17 protein-coding genes and 3 pseudogenes are annotated in these 17,552 nt (G+C 48.5%); 10 read left to right on the top strand and 10 right to left on the bottom strand.

What is annotated here, in order from left to right; all coding sequences use genetic code 11:
* From RTW80_RS31370 to RTW80_RS13565, 3 genes and pseudogenes are all read left to right on the top strand, one after another.
* On the top strand, positions 1-60 hold a 60-nt coding region (locus tag RTW80_RS31370; RefSeq protein ID WP_071528444.1), incomplete at its 5' end, for an IS1 family transposase.
* 17 nt (positions 61-77) lie between these two features.
* Positions 78-874, top strand: a pseudogene (locus RTW80_RS13570) (carbohydrate porin); the annotation flags it as partial.
* A gap of 24 nt (positions 875-898) precedes the next feature.
* Complete coding sequence (locus RTW80_RS13565; RefSeq protein ID WP_001741702.1) at positions 899-2,338, top strand: 6-phospho-beta-glucosidase; 1,440 nt, start codon at positions 899-901, stop codon at positions 2,336-2,338.
* A gap of 56 nt (positions 2,339-2,394) precedes the next feature.
* Here the strand turns inward: RTW80_RS13565 and marB are convergent, their stop codons facing one another.
* Genes marB through marR form a run of 3 tightly spaced genes read right to left on the bottom strand, consistent with a single transcriptional unit; the run spans position 2,395 to position 3,482 of the window.
* Complete coding sequence (gene marB, locus RTW80_RS13560; protein WP_000803522.1) at positions 2,395-2,613, bottom strand: multiple antibiotic resistance protein MarB; 219 nt, start codon at positions 2,611-2,613, stop codon at positions 2,395-2,397.
* Between the two features lie 31 nt (positions 2,614-2,644).
* The gene (gene marA / locus RTW80_RS13555) at positions 2,645-3,028 is read right to left on the bottom strand and encodes an MDR efflux pump AcrAB transcriptional activator MarA (RefSeq protein ID WP_000091199.1); all 384 of its coding nucleotides are present in this window, start codon (positions 3,026-3,028) and stop codon (positions 2,645-2,647) included.
* 19 nt (positions 3,029-3,047) lie between these two features.
* On the bottom strand, positions 3,048-3,482 hold the full coding sequence (marR, locus tag RTW80_RS13550) for a multiple antibiotic resistance transcriptional regulator MarR (RefSeq protein ID WP_000843419.1): 435 nt from the start codon (positions 3,480-3,482) through the stop codon (positions 3,048-3,050).
* 210 nt (positions 3,483-3,692) lie between these two features.
* Between marR and marC the strand changes: the two genes are divergently transcribed.
* Positions 3,693-4,358, top strand: coding sequence for an NAAT family transporter MarC (gene marC, locus RTW80_RS13545; protein ID WP_000885024.1), 666 nt, complete (start codon positions 3,693-3,695; stop codon positions 4,356-4,358).
* 24 nt (positions 4,359-4,382) lie between these two features.
* On the opposite strand, the gene ydeA is transcribed toward marC, so the two are convergent.
* The 3 genes and pseudogenes from ydeA to ptrR form a co-directional block, all read right to left on the bottom strand.
* Positions 4,383-5,573 (bottom strand): L-arabinose MFS transporter, encoded by a 1,191-nt coding sequence (gene ydeA / locus RTW80_RS13540; RefSeq protein ID WP_000210799.1) that lies wholly within the window; start codon positions 5,571-5,573, stop codon positions 4,383-4,385.
* Between the two features lie 149 nt (positions 5,574-5,722).
* Positions 5,723-6,839, bottom strand: a pseudogene (gene yneK / locus RTW80_RS13535) (putative protein YneK).
* A gap of 77 nt (positions 6,840-6,916) precedes the next feature.
* The gene (gene ptrR / locus RTW80_RS13530) at positions 6,917-7,798 is read right to left on the bottom strand and encodes a putrescine utilization regulator PtrR (RefSeq protein WP_000366502.1); all 882 of its coding nucleotides are present in this window, start codon (positions 7,796-7,798) and stop codon (positions 6,917-6,919) included.
* A 100-nt stretch (positions 7,799-7,898) separates the two neighbouring features.
* On the opposite strand from ptrR, the gene sad reads away from it, so the two are divergent.
* The 6 genes and pseudogenes from sad (at position 7,899) to RTW80_RS13500 (ending at position 14,494) form a co-directional block, all read left to right on the top strand.
* On the top strand, positions 7,899-9,287 hold the full coding sequence (gene sad / locus RTW80_RS13525; RefSeq protein WP_001338596.1) for a succinate-semialdehyde dehydrogenase: 1,389 nt from the start codon (positions 7,899-7,901) through the stop codon (positions 9,285-9,287).
* 63 nt (positions 9,288-9,350) lie between these two features.
* Complete coding sequence (glsB, locus tag RTW80_RS13520) at positions 9,351-10,277, top strand: glutaminase B (RefSeq protein ID WP_000257409.1); 927 nt, start codon at positions 9,351-9,353, stop codon at positions 10,275-10,277.
* Positions 10,277-10,636 (top strand): DUF4186 domain-containing protein, encoded by a 360-nt coding sequence (locus tag RTW80_RS13515; RefSeq protein ID WP_001191019.1) that lies wholly within the window; start codon positions 10,277-10,279, stop codon positions 10,634-10,636. The genes glsB and RTW80_RS13515 overlap by 1 nt, the downstream gene beginning before the upstream one ends.
* Before the next feature lie 72 nt (positions 10,637-10,708).
* A pseudogene (locus RTW80_RS13510) lies at positions 10,709-11,695 on the top strand (GGDEF domain-containing protein); the annotation flags it as partial.
* 226 nt (positions 11,696-11,921) lie between these two features.
* Positions 11,922-13,373: a tagaturonate reductase gene (gene uxaB, locus RTW80_RS13505; protein ID WP_032247816.1), complete on the top strand. Its 1,452-nt coding sequence runs from the start codon at positions 11,922-11,924 to the stop codon at positions 13,371-13,373.
* Between the two features lie 206 nt (positions 13,374-13,579).
* Positions 13,580-14,494 (top strand): bestrophin family protein, encoded by a 915-nt coding sequence (locus RTW80_RS13500; protein WP_000637082.1) that lies wholly within the window; start codon positions 13,580-13,582, stop codon positions 14,492-14,494.
* A gap of 3 nt (positions 14,495-14,497) precedes the next feature.
* On the opposite strand, the gene tam is transcribed toward RTW80_RS13500, so the two are convergent.
* From tam to lsrB, 4 genes are read right to left on the bottom strand one after another with little or no spacing between them, the layout of a single operon-like run.
* Positions 14,498-15,256: a trans-aconitate 2-methyltransferase gene (gene tam, locus RTW80_RS13495; RefSeq protein WP_001286597.1), complete on the bottom strand. Its 759-nt coding sequence runs from the start codon at positions 15,254-15,256 to the stop codon at positions 14,498-14,500.
* Between the two features lie 56 nt (positions 15,257-15,312).
* Positions 15,313-15,603 (bottom strand): (4S)-4-hydroxy-5-phosphonooxypentane-2,3-dione isomerase, encoded by a 291-nt coding sequence (gene lsrG / locus RTW80_RS13490; RefSeq protein ID WP_000558527.1) that lies wholly within the window; start codon positions 15,601-15,603, stop codon positions 15,313-15,315.
* 23 nt (positions 15,604-15,626) lie between these two features.
* Positions 15,627-16,502, bottom strand: a complete 876-nt coding sequence (gene lsrF, locus RTW80_RS13485; protein ID WP_000774189.1) for a 3-hydroxy-5-phosphonooxypentane-2,4-dione thiolase — start codon at positions 16,500-16,502, stop codon at positions 15,627-15,629.
* 26 nt (positions 16,503-16,528) lie between these two features.
* The gene (gene lsrB, locus RTW80_RS13480) at positions 16,529-17,551 is read right to left on the bottom strand and encodes an autoinducer 2 ABC transporter substrate-binding protein LsrB (protein WP_063119179.1); all 1,023 of its coding nucleotides are present in this window, start codon (positions 17,549-17,551) and stop codon (positions 16,529-16,531) included.
* Position 17,552 lies beyond the last annotated feature (1 nt).

The raw sequence follows: 17,552 nt of genomic DNA, 5'->3' as shown, positions 1-17,552 counted from the left end.
TCGGTGGAGCTGCATGACAAAGTCATCGGGCATTATCTGAACATAAAACACTATCAATAAGTTGGAGTCATTACCGCCGTGATGATGTCGATGTTTACTCTCGTGATTTTTCGCGTACCAGCCAGATGAATACCAATTCTGTGGATGTTCGTTATCGCAATATCCCGTTATGGGATGATGCGACATTATCATTAATGGCTAAATATTCCGCACCTAATAAAACGGATCAACAACAAGATAACGAAAATGACAACAGTTATTTTGAAATGAAAGATAGCTGGATGCTGACTTCTGTTTTACGGCAAAACCTGCAACGCGATACGTTTAATGAATTTACGTTACAGGTTGCCAATAATTCCTATGCCAGCAGTTTTGCCAGTTTCTCAGATGCCAGTAATACGATGGCGCATAGTCGCTATTACTATGGTGATCATACCAATGGGATCGCCTGGCGTTTAATCTCTCAGGGCGAGATGTATCTTACTGACAATATTATTATGGCTAACGCGCTTGTCTATTCTCACGGCGAAGATGTTTATAGTTATGAAAGTGGTGCTCATAGTGATTTTGACAGTATTCGCACTGTAATAAGACCGGCCTGATCTGGAATACATGGAATCAGACGGGGCTTGAATTAGGCTGGTTTAAGCAACAGAACAAAACTCAGCAGGGTGTAACACTAAATGAATCGGCTTATAAAACGACACTCTGGCATGCATTGAAAGTGGGTGAAAGCATTTTAGGTTCACGACCAGAAATTCGCTTCTATGGAACGTATATCAATATTCTGGATAACGAATTATCGAATTTTAAGTTTAATGAGAACAGCAAAGACGAGTTTATGGCCGGCATCCAGGCGGAAGTCTGGTGGTAATCTATTTTAGTTAAGGAGTTGTGTATGTCAGGATTTAAAAAAGGTTTTTTATGGGGCGGCGCGGTAGCCGCGCATCAGTTGGAAGGTGGCTGGAATGAAGGAGGAAAAGGCATCAGTATCGCTGATGTGATGACTGCTGGCGCTCACGGGGTGCCGCGTGAAGTGACAGAAGGCGTTATCGACGGGCTTAATTATCCCAATCATGAAGCAATTGATTTTTATCATCGCTATAAAACAGATATTCAGTTATTTGCCGAGATGGGATTCAAATGCTTTCGAACTTCCATTGCCTGGACACGAATCTTTCCGCAAGGTGACGAACAGGAGCCGAATGAAGAGGGTTTACAATTTTATGATGATCTGTTCGATGAATGCCTTAAGCAGGGAATGGAACCTGTGGTGACGCTTTCACATTTTGAGATGCCTTATCATCTGGTGACAAAATATGGTGGCTGGCGAAACCGTAAACTGATCGACTTTTTTATCCGCTTCGCATCAACGGTCTTCACGCGCTATAAAGAAAAAGTAAAGTACTGGATGACGTTTAACGAAATCAATAATCAGGTGAATTTCAGCGAAAGCCTGTGTCCATTTACTAATTCCGGTATCTTGTATTCGCCAGAGGAAGATATCAATGAGCGCGAACAAATAATGTACCAGGCGGTACATTACGAGTTAGTTGCCAGTGCCCTGGCGGTACAGACTGGAAAATCGATTAATCCTGAATTTAATATCGGCTGCATGATCGCCATGTGCCCCATCTATCCTCTGACGTGTGCACCCAACGATATGATGATGGCGACGAAAGCGATGCATCGTCGTTACTGGTTTACTGATGTTCATGCTCGTGGATATTATCCGCAACATATGCTGAATTACTTTGCCAGGAAAGGATTCAACCTCGATATCACACCAGAAGATAACGCGATTCTTGCCAGAGGTTGTGTCGACTTTATCGGTTTTAGCTACTACATGTCTTTTACGACACAATTTTCGCCCGATAACCCGCAACTGGATTATGTTGAACCACGAGATTTGGTCAGCAACCCTTATATCGATACATCCGAATGGGGATGGCAAATTGATCCGGCAGGGCTACGTTATTCACTCAACTGGTTGTGGGATCATTTCCAGTTGCCGCTGTTTATTGTCGAAAATGGATTTGGTGCGGTTGACCAGAGACAAGCTGACGGCACAGTGAACGATCACTATCGCATTGATTACTTTGCTTCCCATATTCGTGAAATGAAAAAAGCCGTAGTCGAAGATGGTGTTGACTTAATTGGCTACACCCCGTGGGGCTGCATTGACCTGGTTTCTGCCGGAACAGGGGAAATGAAAAAACGCTACGGAATGATTTATGTCGATAAAGACAACGAAGGGAAGGGAACGCTGGAAAGGATACGTAAAGCGTCGTTTTACTGGTATCGGGATCTCATCGCCAACAATGGCGAAAATATTTGAGACTTCAGAAAGATATTACGGAGATGTCAGGCTCTGTGATCAGAGCCTGACAATAACTACATAGCGTGTTGATTATAATAGGGCACGCCGAGCGCATCCGACTTATCACTGCCAGTACCCATGTGATTTAAATCAAACGGCGGTTGTTCCTGCGATGGAGGAGCAACCACCACATTGCCACAGGAAGTAACAACCGGCTGCGTGGGTTGTTCCGCAACGCCCTGCGCGGAAAAGAGAATAAGCGCAGCTGCTATTGCGGATAAAAGTGGTTTCATGATTGCCTCAGTGACGTTGTCACGTTATCAACTAGCTGTTGTAATGATTTAATGGATGTAAAAAGCGCGATTCGCCCTGCATATTGGTCATCCGGTATTTATGCGGCGGAACATCAAAGTAATTTTTGAAGGTTCGGGTCAGAGTTTGTTGCGACTCGAAGCCATATCGTTCTGCCAGATAGAGTATCGGCTCGTTACTTTCCTTCAGCTTTTGCGCGATTTCCGTCATCTTACGGCTGCGGATGTATTGGCCTAATGAATGACCGGTTTCTTTTTTAAACATCCGTTGCAGGTGCCATTTGGAGTAACCCGAACGCTCTGACACTTTCTCCAGTGACAGTGGCGATTCCAGGTTGTCCTCGATCCAGTCCAAAATGCTATGAATGGTAATAGCGTCAGTATTGCGTCTGGACATCGTCATACCTCTTTTTTGTTTACGGCAGGACTTTCTTAAGCAAATGCTCAAGTGTTGCCACTTCGTCCGCCGTCAGGTTTTTTGTTAATTCTTGATGCAGGTCCTGGCCAACTAATTGATGGCATTGTTCGCATATTGCCGCGCCGCTGGTGGTAAGTTTTACCAGTACGCCGCGCTTATCATTCGGGTTCGGCAACCGTTCAACCCAGCCTTTACAGACCAGGCGATCCAGCATACGGGTCAGTGCTCCCAGGTCGACCGACAACACTTTTTTCAGTTCAACCGGAGTAATACACGCCGCGCAGCGGATAGAGCAGAGCACCTTAAACTGTGCCGCAGTAATATCCAGCGGAGACAGATACTCGTTAAGCAGACGATCTTTCTTCTGATTAACCATATGGATTAAGCGACCCAATGGAATAATTTCATTGAACAGATCGCTGGTACTTTTCACATTAGTTGCCCTGGCAAGTAATTAGTTGCAGGGGATAATATTGCCCAGGCAAGTATAAGTCAAATGAATGAATGACCGATGCCACGTTTTGCTAAATCGGTTCAAGTTTTGGTCAATGCGATGCAAGGTTAGCTAAAGAGTGACACTTTATCCTTGTTTACCCCTTATACTTTTCGCTGATAACCCAGATACACAGGATAACAACCACCAATGTTAGATTTGTTTAAAGCAATTGGCCTGGGGCTGGTGGTGTTACTGCCGTTAGCTAACCCATTAACAACTGTCGCGTTATTTCTTGGCCTGGCAGGCAACATGAACAGTGCCGAACGTAATCGTCAGTCGTTGATGGCCTCGGTGTACGTATTTGCCATCATGATGGTGGCGTATTACGCCGGGCAACTGGTGATGGATACATTTGGCATTTCGATTCCCGGTCTGCGAATTGCAGGCGGCTTAATCGTCGCGTTTATCGGTTTTCGGATGCTCTTTCCGCAACAGAAAGCGATTGATTCACCGGAGGCGAAAAGCAAGTCGGAAGAGCTGGAAGATGAACCCAGTGCCCATATTGCCTTTGTGCCGCTAGCAATGCCAAGTACCGCTGGTCCGGGAACCATAGCGATGATTATTAGCTCGGCGTCCACAGTGCGTCAGAGTTCAACCTTCGCTGATTGGGTACTGATGGTTGCGCCGCCGCTGATCTTTTTCCTGGTGGCGGTTATTTTGTGGGGAAGCCTACGCAGCTCCGGCGCAATTATGCGGCTGGTGGGCAAGGGTGGCATTGAAGCGATCTCCCGTCTGATGGGATTCCTGCTGGTATGTATGGGTGTGCAGTTTATTATTAACGGCATCCTGGAAATCATTAAAACGTACCATTAAAAAAGGCCCGAATGGGCCTTTCAACTATTGCGTCTGTTCTTCGAGTGTCACTGGCCAGCGGCGAAATATAATGATTGACCATATTAACGCGGCAAAAGCAGGCACCGCGCCCACATAACCAATCATCGACATTGACCAGTGCAAACTCACCTGATTACCTACCAACGCACCCGCCCCGATTCCAATATTAAATATGCCGGAGAATAGCGCCATCGCGACGTCGGTAGCATCTGGTGCCAGCGCCAGCACTTTAACCTGCATACCAAGCCCGATGATCATCATCGCGATCCCCCAGAAAATACTCAGCACCCCGAGGTGTATTTCACTGTTCGCCGCAGGTAGCAGCAGTGCCAGACACACCAGCAACAGCGCAATTGCCGTACTCACCAACGCAGACGCATACTGATTACCCAGTTTACCGAAAATCACGCTGCCAATAATGCCCGCACCACCGAGTAATAACAGTAATGCCGTGGCAAAGTTGGCGCTGAATCCCGCAATGTTTTGCACAAAAGGCTCGATATAGCTGTATGCCGTGTAATGGGCGGTGACAACCACCACAGTTAACAAATAAATGCTCATCAATGCCGGGCGGCGGAACAATAGCGGGAGGCTTTTCAGTGAACCGGAATGCTCACTGGGCAGTAAGGGAAGTAACTTAATCAGGCACAAAAGGGTGATAAGCGCCCCAATACCAATCGCGAAGAAGGTCATTCGCCAACCGAAATACTGGCCCACAATGCGCCCGAGAGGTAAACCTAAGACCATCGCCAGTGCTGTACCGGTGGCAATTAAACTCAATGCCTGTGCTCGCTTCCCGGCCGGAGCCATACGGATCGCCAGAGACGCCGTAATCGACCAGAAAATCGCATGTGCAAAAGCCACACCAATGCGACTGATCACCAGAACGGTAAAGCTCCACGACAAAAACGACAGTACGTGGCTGGCAATAAACACCACAAACAGGCAGATCAGTAATTTGCGCCGTTCAACCTGACTGGTCATTAACATAAAAGGCAATGACATTAGCGCTACTACCCATGCGTAAATGGTCAACATGATGCCGACCTGAGCGGTTTGCATGTGAAAACTTTGCGCAATGTCAGAGAGCAGGCCAACAGGGACAAATTCGGTGGTGTTGAAGATGAAGGCGGCGACTGCCAGCGTAACGACCCGTAGCCACGCCACTTTGCGGGAAACAGTGTTTGTTGTCATAACAGATTATCGGGTGAGTTGCGAAAAAGTGATGAAATGATCTTAAAACGGTTAATGATGTGAATACAATGCATTTGTGATCTGGATCGCGTTTTCCGTTTCTCTGACGCTGATTCTGTTCCGCGTCAGAGAGTCGGTAACATCACGGTTTAATGACGTTCAGGAAGGTCTGGCGTTTTGGCGGTTGCGGGTATAGGTGGTCTGACAGGGGAGCGAGGCCTGTTTTTCACCAGGTCTTCGTGAGTAACTTTTGGCGGCGTTTCATTTTTTACAAACAGTTTGAGGGTCCTGCGCGCCATATGTTTGATAATTTTATCATCACTTAATGATGCTGGCATCAACACGTCATTCAGATCACTTTCATTGGGATTCATAAATTGGTGATAGTGCAATAACATATTGGCGAAAAATAAAAAAAAAGTCCTGAAAATGAGGAGATTCTTGTTCTGCTAAAAGGGATAAAAAGCAGATGCAGACTTCGGGTAGTACATGTTTGTTAGAACCTAATGAATCCATCAGGCTTTGCAATAAATCCTCTTTTAATTCGCCGTCTGTTATGTCGAGAATGGCGGTGATCAAGTTAGGATCTTTATTGACGAACCATCTGTGAACCTCAGAGTTACTCCATAATCGGGGGAGTATGACAAAATTACCGCGAGAGATAAAATTCAGGACAAGCAAATCAAACTGGCGTAAGTAATCTGCAGCGGTATGGTGATCCGGAGGCAGGGGTTCAATATGTGGTGTATGCGCTCTTTTGATGGGAACGCCAAGGTTGATCATTGGAAATTGTTCAATAAAATCATTCAGAAACAGAAAGAGCACACGCTCGACGCCGGTCTGAAATACGCGCCCCATAGTGACAGGCTTTGGGTTGGGAGCGCAAAAAATATTAATTTCTCCATCATGGCGAAAATTATCTAAATAAATAGGGCTTAAATTTATTACTACCTGAAATTCAATATTTTCTTTGTGTCTTCCATTCTTGACGGGATAAGTGAGTTTAAACTGAACCTTTTCATTGTATAGTGTGTCGTTACCCCGAAAAGAAGTCCTCTGAATATATGATAAGTTGTCAAGGTTATTAAATATCTTTTTTGTGGCTGATTTGATGTTTAAAGACGTGCGCCACTCTTCATCACATATTATGGTACTGAGTGCATCAATAAAATCCTTTAAAACTTCTTTTACCTGAGGTGCAATATTACGTACGGGAAAATCATCAGGAAGAGATATGTAATTGCTGATGCTTACTGGCGTAACCATATTTGCCCCATATAGTCATAAGTCATCGGAACATCACTATATAGAGCATATTAGCCGCAAGAACTATCAAAAATAGCTCATTGATATCCCTGTCTTGCCGAGTCAGGCACCTCCAGCAGTTGAATAAATGCCTCGAGCGGGCGCGTTTTCGCACCACGACGCCAGACCAGCCAGGTTGTTAACCAACGCCATTGCTCAGCTAACGGCCACGCTTCAACCTGGTGATGCCCCGGCATACTTTCCAGCATAGAGCGCGGAATAAGCGCAATGCCTGCTCCTGCGATCACACAGGCCAACATTCCGTGATAAGACTCCATCTCATGGATAGTTCCCGGAGCGGCACCGTCAGCATGAAACCAGCTCTCGAAGTGGCGACGATACGAACAATTGGCGCGGAAGGCATAAATGTTACTGCCATTAACCTGACTGGCACGGGTTACTGGCGCATATCCTTGTGGCGTGACGATCATCAGTTCCTCGCGGTATACCGGTATCCCGTCGATGGCAGTATGGTTAATGGGTCCATCAATAAACGCCGCATTCAGTTTTCCCTCCAGTACACCATCCAGCATAGTGCCGGAAGGGCCGGTGGAAAGTGAAAACTGAATTTTGGGATAACGACGGTTGAATTCCGCCAGCGTGGCTGGAATGCGCACTGCAGCGGTGCTTTCCAGCGAACCAAGAGAAAATAAACCTTGCGGCTCATCGCCAGCGACAACGCTCCGCGCTTCATCCACTAACGCGAGAATTTGTTGGCTATAGCGTAAAAAGTTATGCCCGGCAGGAGAGAGACGTAAACGCTGATTCTCGCGAATAAACAGATCAACCCCCAGTTCTGTTTCCAGCTGGCGCAGACGGGTAGTGAGATTCGACGGCACGCGATGCACTTTTGCTGCAGCCTGGGTTATGCTGCCAGCTTCGGCAACCGCGTTGAACATCTCCAGTTGGGTCAGATCCATAGCATTCTCGATTCGTGAATAAGTGGCTTAATATTATTCATTTTAAAGCAAGAGTAAATCTGCGTATCTTCATACCATGACTCATAAAGGAGATACCCCGATGACCATTACTCCGGCAACTCATGCAATTTCGATAAATCCTGCCACGGGTGAACAACTTTCTGTGCTGCCGTGGGCTGGCGCTGACGATATCGAAAACGCACTTCAGCTGGCGGCAGCAGGCTTTCGCGACTGGCGCGAGACAAATATAGATTATCGTGCTGAAAAACTGCGTGATATCGGTAAGGCTCTGCGCGCTCGTAGCGAAGAAATGGCGCAAATGATCACCCGCGAAATGGGCAAACCAATCAACCAGGCGCGCGCTGAAGTGGCGAAATCGGCGAATTTGTGTGACTGGTATGCAGAACATGGTCCGGCAATGCTGAAGGCGGAACCTACGCTGGTGGAAAATCAGCAGGCGGTTATTGAGTATCGACCGTTGGGGACGATTCTGGCGATTATGCCGTGGAATTTTCCGTTATGGCAGGTGATGCGTGGCGCTGTTCCCATCATTCTTGCAGGTAACGGCTACTTACTTAAACATGCGCCGAATGTGATGGGCTGTGCACAGCTCATTGCCCAGGTGTTTAAAGATGCGGGTATCCCACAAGGCGTATATGGCTGGCTGAATGCCGACAACGACGGTGTCAGTCAGATGATTAAAGACTCGCGCATTGCTGCTGTCACGGTGACCGGAAGTGTTCGTGCGGGAGCGGCTATTGGCGCACAGGCTGGAGCGGCACTGAAAAAATGCGTACTGGAACTGGGCGGTTCGGATCCGTTTATTGTGCTTAACGATGCCGATCTGGAACTGGCGGTGAAAGCGGCGGTAGCCGGACGTTATCAGAATACCGGACAGGTATGTGCAGCGGCAAAACGCTTTATTATCGAAGAGGGAATTGCTTCGGCATTTACCGAACGTTTTGTGGCAGCTGCGGCAGCCTTGAAAATGGGCGATCCCCGTGACGAAGAGAACGCTCTCGGACCAATGGCTCGTTTTGATTTACGTGATGAGCTGCATCATCAGGTGGAGAAAACCCTGGCGCAGGGTGCGCGTTTGTTACTGGGCGGGGAAAAGATGGCTGGGGCAGGTAACTACTATCCGCCAACGGTTCTGGCGAATGTTACCCCAGAAATGACCGCGTTTCGGGAAGAAATGTTTGGCCCCGTTGCGGCAATCACCATTGCGAAAGATGCAGAACATGCACTGGAACTGGCTAATGATAGTGAGTTCGGCCTTTCAGCGACCATTTTTACCACTGACGAAACACAGGCCAGACATATGGCGGCACGTCTGGAATGCGGTGGGGTGTTTATCAATGGTTATTGTGCCAGCGACGCGCGAGTGGCCTTTGGTGGCGTGAAAAAGAGTGGCTTTGGTCGTGAGCTTTCCCATTTCGGCTTACACGAATTCTGTAATATCCAGACGGTGTGGAAAGACCGGATCTGACGCGACATATTCAGCTCTGATATACTCGCAGGTCTTTTCAGACCTGCGGTCCAGGAGTAGAAAGTGGCAGTCGCCATGGATAATGCAATTTTAGAAAACATCTTGCGGCAAGTGCGGCCGCTCATTGGTCAGGGTAAAGTCGCGGATTATATTCCGGCGCTGGCTACAGTAGACGGTTCCCGATTGGGGATTGCTATCTGTACCGTTGACGGACAGCTTTTTCAGGCCGGAGACGCGCAAGAACGTTTTTCCATTCAGTCTATTTCCAAAGTGCTGAGTCTCGTTGTCGCCATGCGTCATTACTCCGAAGAGGAAATCTGGCAACGCGTCGGCAAAGATCCGTCTGGATCACCGTTCAATTCCTTAGTGCAACTGGAAATGGAGCAGGGTATACCGCGTAATCCGTTCATTAATGCCGGTGCGCTGGTGGTCTGCGATATGTTGCAAGGGCGATTAAGCGCACCACGGCAACGTATGCTGGAAGTCGTGCGCGGCTTAAGCGGTGTGTCTGATATTTCCTACGATACGGTGGTAGCGCGTTCCGAATTTGAACATTCCGCGCGAAATGCGGCTATCGCCTGGCTGATGAAGTCGTTTGGCAATTTCCATCATGACGTGACAACCGTTCTGCAAAACTACTTTCATTACTGCGCTCTGAAAATGAGCTGTGTAGAGCTGGCCCGGACGTTTGTCTTTCTGGCTAATCAGGGGAAAGCTATTCATATTGATGAACCAGTGGTGACGCCAATGCAGGCGCGGCAAATTAACGCGCTGATGGCGACCAGTGGTATGTACCAGAACGCGGGGGAGTTTGCCTGGCGGGTGGGACTACCGGCGAAATCTGGCGTTGGGGGCGGTATTGTGGCGATTGTTCCGCATGAAATGGCCATCGCAGTCTGGAGTCCGGAACTGGATGATGCAGGTAACTCGCTTGCGGGTATCGCCGTTCTTGAACAATTAACGAAACAGTTAGGGCGTTCGGTTTATTAATGCAGTCTCTCGATCCACTCTTCGCGCGTTTATCCCGTTCAAAATTTCGCTCTCGCTTTCGTTTGGGCATGAAAGAGCGTCAGTATTGTCTGGAGAAAGGCGCGCCAGTCATCGAACAACATGCGGCGGATTTTGTCGCTAAACGTCTTGCTGCGGCATTACCGGTTAATGACGGTAAGCAAACCCCCATGCGCGGGCATCCGGTGTTTATCGCTCAGCACGCCACCGCGACCTGCTGTCGCGGTTGTCTGGCTAAGTGGCATAACATTCCGCAGGGTGTTTCGTTAAGCGAAGAACAACAACGTTATATCGTGGCGGTAATCTATCACTGGCTGGTTGTACAGATGAATCAGCCATGAGAATTGCGGAAAACGACAAAATAGCATTCCCAGGGTACCTTTATTTGCCGCCGCTGTCAGCGAACATGCTATCTTGGTTCGGTCAGTATTGATAGTCTGGATTTCTGGCCTTTGCTTGCGGACTGGTTCAGTGAGCAATTCTCAACGGGCGTGTTGATCGTGCCTTGTATGCTGACGTTGGCTATTCCTGGAGTGCTGCCGCGCTTTAAAGCAGAACAGATGATGCCCGCCATCGCGCTTATTGTGTCGGTTATTGCCTCGGTAGTCATTGGCGGAGCGGGGAGTCTGGCGTTCCCGCTGCCTGCATTAATCTGGTGTGCAGTGCGCTATACGCCGCAGGTAACATGTCTGTTGACCTTTGTCACCGGTGCGGTGGAAATCGTACTGGTGGCAAATTCGGTGATTGATATCTCGGTCGGTTCGCCGTTCTCCATTCCGCAAATGTTCTCCGCACGTCTCGGTATTGCCACGATGGCGATATGCCCAATTATGGTTTCTTTTAGCGTGGCAGCGATCAATTCGCTAATGAAGCAAGTTGCGCTGCGAGCCGACTTTGATTTTCTGACTCAGGTTTACTCACGGTCCGGTCTTTATGAGGCGCTGAAAAGTCCATCGCTGAAACAGACACAACATCTGACTGTCATGCTGCTTGATATCGACTATTTCAAAAGCATTAACGATAACTATGGACATGAATGTGGCGATAAAGTGTTAAGCGTGTTTGCCCGGCATATTCAGAAGATTGTCGGTGATAAGGGGCTGGTGGCGCGAATGGGCGGCGAAGAATTTGCTGTTGCAGTGCCGTCGGTGAATCCTGTCGATGGTCTGCTAATGGCGGAAAAAATCCGTAAAGGCGTTGAACTGCAACCATTCACCTGGCAACAAAAAACGCTTTATCTCACGGTAAGTATTGGCGTCGGTAGTGGTCGCGCATCGTACCGAACGCTGACCGATGACTTTAATAAATTGATGGTCGAAGCCGATACGTGTCTGTATCGCTCGAAGAAAGATGGGCGCAACCGTACCAGCACTATGCGTTACGGTGAGGAAGTTGTCTGACATCTTTATTCATTACGCGCGATTTGAATGCAATGTGTTCTACCACTTTATGATCCAGGAAAAGGCGTTTTTCCTCGATTAAACCATGATCCGCGCCACACTTTTCTCATAAAACTGCTCATTAATCATCAGGAGTTGATCAAAACAGGGGTTCGGCGTATTAAAGTTTGCTAACCTGTCGTACCAATTCAAACAGGTTGTATGACTAATCAGAAGGGAACCCATTGTGAAAACACTAAATCGTCGCGATTTTCCCGGTGCACAGTATCCAGAACGTATCATTCAGTTTGGTGAAGGTAACTTCCTGCGCGCCTTTGTTGACTGGCAAATCGATCTCCTGAATGAGCACACCGATCTGAATTCTGGCGTGGTCGTTGTTCGTCCGATTGAAACTTCATTCCCGCCGTCACTGAGCACGCAGGATGGTCTGTACACCACCATTATCCGTGGCCTGAATGAGAAGGGGGAAGCGGTCAGCGACGCGCGTCTGATTCGCTCGGTTAATCGTGAAATCAGCGTCTACAGTGAATACGATGAATTCCTGAAACTGGCGCACAACCCGGAAATGCGCTTTGTTTTCTCTAACACCACCGAAGCGGGTATCAGCTACCATGCGGGCGATAAATTCGATGACGCGCCAGCGGTAAGCTATCCGGCAAAACTGACCCGTCTGCTGTTCGAACGCTTTAGCCATTTCAACGGTGCGCTGGATAAAGGTTGGATCATCATTCCGTGTGAGTTGATTGACTACAATGGCGACGCGTTGCGTGAACTGGTGCTGCGCTATGCGCAAGAGTGGGCACTGCCAGAAGCATTTATTCAATGGCTGGATCAGGCTAACAGCTTCTGTTCTACGCTGGTGGACCGTATCGTTACCGGTTATCCGCGCGATGAAGTGGCTAAACTGGAAGAAGAACTGGGTTATCACGATGGTTTTCTCGACACCGCTGAACACTTTTACCTGTTTGTGATTCAGGGACCGAAATTCTTAGCGACTGAACTGCGTCTGGACAAATATCCGCTCAACGTGCTGATTGTTGACGATATTAAACCGTACAAAGAACGCAAAGTGGCAATCCTCAACGGTGCGCACACCGCGCTGGTGCCGGTGGCGTTCCAGGCAGGGCTGGATACCGTAGGTGAAGCGATGAACGATGCTGAAATTTGCGCATTCGTTGAAAAAGCTATCTACGAAGAAATTATTCCGGTACTGGATTTGCCTCGTGATGAACTGGAATCTTTCGCCAGTGCAGTCACCGGGCGTTTCCGTAACCCGTACATTAAGCATCAGCTGCTGTCTATCGCGCTCAACGGTATGACCAAGTTCCGCACTCGCATCCTGCCGCAGCTGCTGGCAGGGCAGAAGGCAAAAGGCACACTTCCGGCGCGCCTTACTTTCGCATTAGCGGCATTGATTGCCTTCTATCGCGGTGAGCGTAACGGAGAAACATATCCGGTACAGGACGATGCACACTGGCTGGAACGTTATCAGCAACTCTGGAGCCAGCATCGTGACCGTGTTATCGGCACCCAGGAACTGGTAGCGATTGTTTTGGCAGAAAAAGACCACTGGGAGCAGGACCTGACGCAAGTGCCTGGTCTGGTCGAGCAGGTTGCTAATGACCTGGATGCGATTCTTGAAAAAGGGATGCGCGAAGCTGTACGTCCGTTGTGCTAATAACACCGTTACTTCTGAACCCGGTTTCGACCGGGTTTCTTATTTCACTATATTAGTTACAACATCCTATGTGCCTTTATCATTAACAGATGCCACATGCAGCGCCTGTTAATGTTGTAAGCTTGTAGGTAATTTGTAAGTAGCGTCTTGAGAATGTAATCGTAATCACGTTTAATAGGGCGACTTTTTCACGCCTGAAGATAACCATGATTGTTCGTCCACAACAACACTGGCTGCGCCGTATTTTTGTCTGGCACGGCTCAGTATTATCCAAGATATCATCGCGCTTACTACTCAATTTTCTCTTTTCTATCGCTGTTATTTTCATGCTGCCCTGGTACACGCATCTGGGCATCAAATTCACCCTCGCACCGTTCAGCATTCTCGGTGTCGCCATCGCCATTTTTCTTGGTTTTCGTAATAATGCCGGGTACGCCCGTTACGTTGAAGCGCGAAAACTTTGGGGGCAGTTGATGATTGCCTCACGGTCGTTACTGCGCGAGGTAAAAACGACATTGCCGGATTCGGCAAGTGTAAGGGAGTTTGCCCGGTTGCAAATCGCCTTCGCCCACTGTTTACGCATGACATTACGCAAACAGCCACAGGCGGAAGTGCTGGCTCATTATCTCAAGACTGAAGATCTTCAGCCTGTACTGGCTTCGAACTCTCCAGCTAACCGTATCTTGTTAATAATGGGGGAGTGGTTGGCGGTTCAGCGCCGCAATGGGCAGCTTTCAGATATCCTGTTTATTAGCCTCAACGATCGGCTTAATGATATTTCAGCGGTTCTGGCAGGCTGTGAGCGCATTGCCTACACGCCAATTCCCTTTGCCTACACCCTGATTTTGCATCGTACCGTTTATCTGTTTTGTATCATGCTGCCGTTCGCGCTGGTCGTGGACCTGCATTACATGACGCCTTTTATCTCTGTGCTGATTTCCTACACTTTTATTTCGCTGGATTGTCTGGCGGAAGAACTGGAAGATCCGTTCGGTACTGAAAACAATGATTTACCACTGGATGCCATCTGCAACGCTATTGAAATTGACCTGTTACAGATGAACGATGAAGCCGAAATTCCAGCAAAAATTCTTCCCGATCGTCATTACCAGCTGACGTGATATTTACTCCATACGCCGGGCAACAATAAACAGACGCGGAAATGCCAGCAGTATCTGTCCGTTCTCTTGCAGTGGATACTGCTCTTCCAGCATCTGATGGTAGCGCTTAAGAAAAAGCTGCTGTTCGCTCTCGGTCAGATCCTGTAACCACGGACGTAATCCAGTGGCAGTCACCCAATCGATAATCGCCTGGTGTGACGGCATCTGGTGATAGTAGGTGGTTCGCCAGATATCGACCTCACATCCGGCTTCGCTCAAAATATCGTAGTAAGCATGAACGCCAGCCAACGGCTCACGCCCGCGATCCGGGTAGTTTTGTTCCCAGGCAACTTCGCGCATGAGCACATGGGTCGGCTCCAGCCAGTTATCTGGCATCTGTACTGCCAGCACGCCCTGCGGATTAAGTAAAGAAACCAGATGAGGAAACAATTCGTAGTGGTCGGGCAGCCATTGCAGTGAGGCATTAGCAAAAATCAGATCGAGTGCCTGTACCGGTTGCCAGTTGCGGATGTCTGCTTCCACGAACTGGCAGTCTGGCAAAGCACTGCGCGCTTCAGCAATCATCGCCGGAGACGAGTCGATGCCTGTTATCCTGGCCGCAGGCCAACGTTGTTGTAGAAGGGCGGTGCTGTTACCTGGGCCACAGCCAAGATCGGCAACATATTCGACATTTTCCAGCGGCACTCTGGCAAGCAGCTCCACCGCCGGACGCGATCGTTCAGCGGAAAAGTGCAAATATAAAGAGGGGTTCCAGTCAGACATTTTTTTACTCCCGTCAGCGCGTTACCCCAATTGTAGATAAAATTGATAAATTCGCCTCACGGCATCAAACCATTGAACAGACGTTTTTTACGCGGCCCGGTCATTAAAGATTCCAGTTTCGCGACACAGGTTTTGTAGTGGGGCGTGGTTTTATGGAACGCCACTGCGTCTTCATCTTTATAGGCTTCGTAGATATAAAAGCGCGAATTCACTTCCGGGTCCTGTAAGACATCGAAGCGCAAATTGCCTTCTTCCTGTACAGAGCCCAGGTGGTTCTGGCGAAAAACTTCGATAAACTCGTCAACCTTGTCTTCATGAACGTTAATTTCAACCAGTGTGACGTGCATAATTCTTCTCCTTAGATCCGCAGTTACTGTTTTTCACTCAGATAGAGTTCATATGCTCGATCAGCCGTTTCGTTATGGTGAACCACCGCCTGTACGGCTTTCATCATCGCCACCGGATGGTCAGACTGGAAAATATTACGCCCCATATCCACACCAGAAGCGCCCTGATCGATAGCCTGCCAGCACATTTCCAGCGCCTCGCGCTCCGGTAATTTTTTACCGCCAGCAATAACAATGGGTACCGGACATCCGGCAACAATCCGTTCAAAACCTTTTTCGACATAATAGGTTTTGATAATTTGCGCCCCCATTTCAGCGGCGATTCGAGTCGCGAGCGAGAAATAACGCTGATCGCGCACCATATCTTTGCCCACGCCAGTCACGGCCATGGTCGGCATTCCCACTTTCATTCCGGCATCAACCAGCTGAATAATATTTTTGATCGACTGATGTTCATATTCGCTGCCGATATAAACCTGCGCCGCCACCGCGCAACTGTTCAGGCGCACGGCATCATCCATCGATAACGCCACGGCTTCATTACTTAATTCCGCCAGAATAGAGTTCGCACCTGACGCCCTCAGTACCACCGGCTTATTGGTCGCTGGGGGAACTACGCTGCGCAAAATGCCGCGCGTACACATTAATACATCGGCATGTTCAAACAGCGGGGCGATATTTATATCAATGCGTTCAAGTCCGGTAGTCGGCCCCTGAAAATAACCATGATCAAAGGCCAGCATCACGGTATTACCCGTTTTCGGATTAAATATCCGCGATAAGCGTGACTGCATTCCCCAATCCAGCGCACCGCAACCTTTCAGGGTAAAAGGGATATTTTGTTGCGGTTGATCGGTACGAAAATCTTTACCATCTTTAATATCGTCTAAATCTGCCATAACTTACTCCGGTTAAGTAATGCACATCAGAAATCGTATTTGCCGATATTCTCTTTGTTGAATATCACGCGCTCCGGTAACAGTACGATGCCATTACCATCCGCTTCGTAGTCATAGCCCTGAACGCTATTTGGCGAGACTTCAACCTGACCTACGCCCTGGATATCCAGCTTGTCGCCCGTTTTCATTGATCCTTTTTTCAATAATGCATCCGCGACATACACTGAAATTTTGCCTTGCTGAACCACATCCCACAGGCCAAATTCTTTCACCGTGCCGCGTTCCACATATGGACGCATCACGTTTGGCGTACTGAATCCGACAATCGCTACTTTGTCATTTTTCAAGTTTTCTGCGGCTTGTGCGGCAGCGGGCAGGGCGTTGGCATCGGGGGCGATAATGGCGTCGAGATCGCTATACGCTTTTAATATTCCTTCTGCGGTTTGTAATGATTTAGTGGCATCGTTATAGCCAAACTGCGTAGTGACAATTTCCCAGCCAGGATGCTCTTTGGCGATTTTCGCTTTCGCTTCTTTCACCCACTGGTTTTGGTCCGTAACGGTGGGGCTTGAGTAGAAAAACGCGACTTTGGCTTTGTCTTTATTCACCTGACGCGCCGCCATATCCACCAACATACCTCCCAACTGGGCGGGCGTTCCCTGATTAATGTAGTAAGAGCGGCACTCCGGTTTAGTATCAGAGTCCCAGGTCAGCACTCTCACACCACGTTGCATGGCGCGTTTCAGTGCCGGACACAAGCCATCAGGCGAAATCGCAGAAACGATAATGGCGTTATAACCTTGATTGACGAAGTTATTAATCAACTGTACCTGACCAGAAACACTGGGTTCTGTCGGCCCGTCGTAGGTCACATCAACGCCCAGCTCTTTACCCGCTTGTTGTGCGCCGTTGCCACCGCTGGTAAAAAATCCCACGCCAACCAGTTTGGGAATAAATGCAATACGCTCTGCGGCCTGCACATTCATAGAGATTGCGGCAATGCCAAGAACGCTAAGTAAGGCGATTTTCTTAAAGCGATGAAGTGTCATG

It is taken from the genome of Escherichia sp. AM3, assembly GCF_032029835.1.
GTDB lineage: Bacteria > Pseudomonadota > Gammaproteobacteria > Enterobacterales > Enterobacteriaceae > Escherichia > Escherichia coli.
Note: the sequence above shows the minus strand (reverse complement) of the source record. Positions and strands in the feature narration are given on the sequence as shown.